This is a genomic window from Polaromonas sp. P1_E1_2 (assembly GCF_056406035.1).
In genome coordinates this window covers 1-2931 of record NZ_JBFUAZ010000542.1, presented here as the reverse complement: position 1 = coordinate 2931, position 2931 = coordinate 1, and the positions used below count along the sequence as shown (strand labels likewise).

3 protein-coding genes are annotated in these 2931 nt (G+C 63.7%); all 3 read right to left on the bottom strand.

The window, feature by feature from the left end:
- A partial coding sequence (locus AC1D1P_RS19555) for an acetyl-CoA carboxylase biotin carboxylase subunit (protein ID WP_477674119.1) occupies positions 1-1087 on the bottom strand: 1087 nt, incomplete at its 3' end.
- Positions 1088-1126: 39 nt separating this feature from the next.
- Positions 1127-2305, bottom strand: a complete 1179-nt coding sequence (locus tag AC1D1P_RS19550) for an acyl-CoA dehydrogenase family protein (protein WP_477668443.1) — start codon at positions 2303-2305, stop codon at positions 1127-1129.
- A 32-nt stretch (positions 2306-2337) separates the two neighbouring features.
- Positions 2338-2931 (bottom strand): carboxyl transferase domain-containing protein (locus AC1D1P_RS19545; RefSeq protein WP_477674118.1); only part of this gene is annotated, 594 nt, incomplete at its 5' end.

The following is a 2931-nucleotide window of genomic DNA, read 5'->3' as shown; positions in this document are numbered from 1 at the left end:
CATCGCCGGGTTCACGAAAGCGCCCGACCGTGCCTGTGTGCGGCGTGAAATTCTCGTCTTCGGCACACAGGCGCACCTCAATCGCATGACCGCTGAACACCACCTGCTCCTGCGCAAGAGGCAGCGGCTCACCTTGCGCTACGCGCAGCTGCCATTCRACGAGATCAAGGCCCGTGACTGCTTCAGTGACGKGGTGCTCCACTTGCAGGCGCGTATTCATTTCCATCAAAAAGAAATCAGAGCCCTCGACAAGAAACTCTACCGTCCCCGCCCCGACATACCCTGCCGCTTGCGCCAGCGCGACCGCCGCCCCACACATGCGCGCACGCAGCGCAGCATCCACCGCCGGGCTGGGCGTTTCTTCAATGATCTTCTGGTGGCGGCGTTGCACCGAGCAGTCGCGCTCGCCCAGATGAATGCAATGGCCGTGGGCGTCGGCAAACACCTGCACCTCGACATGGCGTGGATTTAACAAAGCCCGCTCCATCAGCAGCTCCCCGCTGCCAAAGGCCGAGAGCGCTTCAGAGCGGGCGCTTTGGAGCGCCGCCGAAAGGTGCGCGGCCTCCCGCACCAGCCGCATGCCGCGCCCACCGCCGCCCGCCACGGCCTTGACCATCAGCGGGTAACCGATGCGCGCGGCTTCGGCTTCAAAGCGCGCGTCGGACTGGTCATGACCCTGGTAGCCCGGCAGGCAGGGTACGCCTTGCGCCGCGGCGAGTTGCTTGGCAGCCGACTTGCTGCCGAGCTGCCGGATCGCGGCCGGCGGTGGCCCCACCCAGGTCAGCCCCGCAGCAATCACCGCGTCGGCAAAGGCGGCGTTCTCGCTGAGGAAACCGTAGCCCGGATGCACCGCATCGGCGCCGCTGGCCTTGGCCGCAGCAACCAGTTTGTCGATGCGCAGATAGGAATCGGCAGAAGTGGCACCTCCCAGCACACAGGCGATGTCCGCCTCCTGCACATGCAGCGCACCGGCGTCGGCGTCTGAATACACCGCCACCGTCTGCATGCCCATGGTTCGCGCGGTGCGCATGATGCGGCGCGCAATCTCCCCACGATTGGCCACCAGCAAGCAGCGGATATTTTTCATGCAGACGCCCCGCTCCGTATGCCAGGCACGGTCATGAACTCAGCCACCCTTCTTGCCGGACTTGGCCACGCCCATCATTTTGGCGATGATCCCCATCATGACTTCGTCGGCCCCACCGCCTATGGAAGCGAGCCGGCCGTCGCGGAACATGCGCGCCACCTTGTTCTCCCAGGTGTAGCCCATGCCGCCCCAGAACTGCAGGCAGGTGTCGGGCACCAGGCGGTTGAGCCGCCCGGCCTTGAGCTTGGCCATGGACGCGAGCTCGGTCACGTCCTGGCCCTGCACATAGAGCTCGCAGGCACGGTAGGTCATGGCGCGCAGGCTCTCGACTTCGGTCTTCATCTCGGCAAGCTTGAACTGCACCCATTGCTGGTCAGCCAGAGTGGCGCCGAAAAGCTTGCGCTCATGCGCCCACTCGACCGTCCATTCAATGCAGTTGGACAGCGACTGGATGCAGCTGGCTGCGCACCACAGGCGCTCTTCCTGGAACTGCATCATCTGGTAGACAAAGCCCGAGCCTTCGCTGCCGATCAGGTAACGCTGCGGCACACGCACTTCGTCAAAGTAGATCAGGCCGGTGTCGGACGAGTTCATGCCGATTTTTTTGATTTTTTTGGCCGCTTCAATGCCTTTGCGCAGCTTGCCCTTGTCGCGCATGGGCACCATGACCAGGCTCTTGTTTTTGTGCACAGGGCCCTCACCGGTGTTGACCAGCATGCACATCCAGTCGGCCTGCAGGCTGTTGGTGATCCACATCTTCTGGCCGCTGACGATGTAGTCGCCGCCGTCCTTGCGGGCATGGCTCTTGATGGAGGCGACATCGCTGCCCGCACCCGGCTCGCTCACACCGACGCAGCCGACGGCATCGCCGGCAATCGCTGGAGCGAGGAATTCGCGCTTGAGTTCGTCGCTGCCGAAGCGCGCGAGTGCCGGCGTGCACATGTCGGTCTGCACGCCAATGGCCATGGGCACGCCGCCGCAATCAATGTGGCCCAGCGCTTCGGCCATGGCCATGGCGTAGGAGTAGTCCAGGCCCGCGCCGCCGTATTCCTCAGACTTGGTCAGGCCCAGCATGCCCAGGTTGCCGAGCTTCTTGAACACTTCATGCGCGGGAAAGATTTCAGCGGCTTCCCATTCATCGACGTGCGGATTGATCTCGGCGTCAATGAACCGCTTCAGGGTTTTCTGGATTTCAAGGTGTTCGTGCGTGTATTGCATTTCGTTGTCTCCGGTTCTTTTTTGCAGGCGGTCTACATGCGCGCCACGCCAAACTGCATGGGCCTCAGCTGCCGCGCATCGGCCTCGGCGCACATTGCCAGGCACTGTGCCAGCACCGCGCGCGTGTCGCGCGGGTCGATGACGCCGTCGTCCAGCACCAGGCCCGAGGTGTAGAACACATCGGCCTGCGCCTCGAACATGGCGACGATCTTGTCGTACTGGGTTTGCGACTGAGCCGGGTCCGGCGTGATGCCTTTTCGCGCCAGGGCCGCCTCGCCTACGATCTGCATGGTGCGCGCGGCCTGTTCGCCCCCCATCACCGCCGTTTTGGCGCCGGGCCAGGTGAAAAGAAAGCGCGGCGCGTAGCCGCGGCCGCACATGCCGTAGTTGCCCGCGCCAAATGAAGCGCCGCACTGGATGGTGATTTGCGGGACGGCGGCATTGGTCACCGCCTGGATCATCTTGGAGCCGTGCTTGATCATGCCGGCCTGCTCGCTCTCCTTGCCCACCATATAGCCGGTGGTGTTCTGCAGGTAGATGAGGGGGTGGCCCAGCTGGCACATCAGCTGGATGAAGTGCGTGGCCTTGTTGGCGCCGGCCACGTCAATCGGGCCATTGTTGCTGAT

Bases quoted from the DNA above. Each gene is read 5' to 3' on its own strand.
- AC1D1P_RS19550 (WP_477668443.1), bottom strand. From the start codon at position 2,305: ATGCAATACACGCACGAACACCTTGAAATCCAGAAAACCCTGAAGCGG.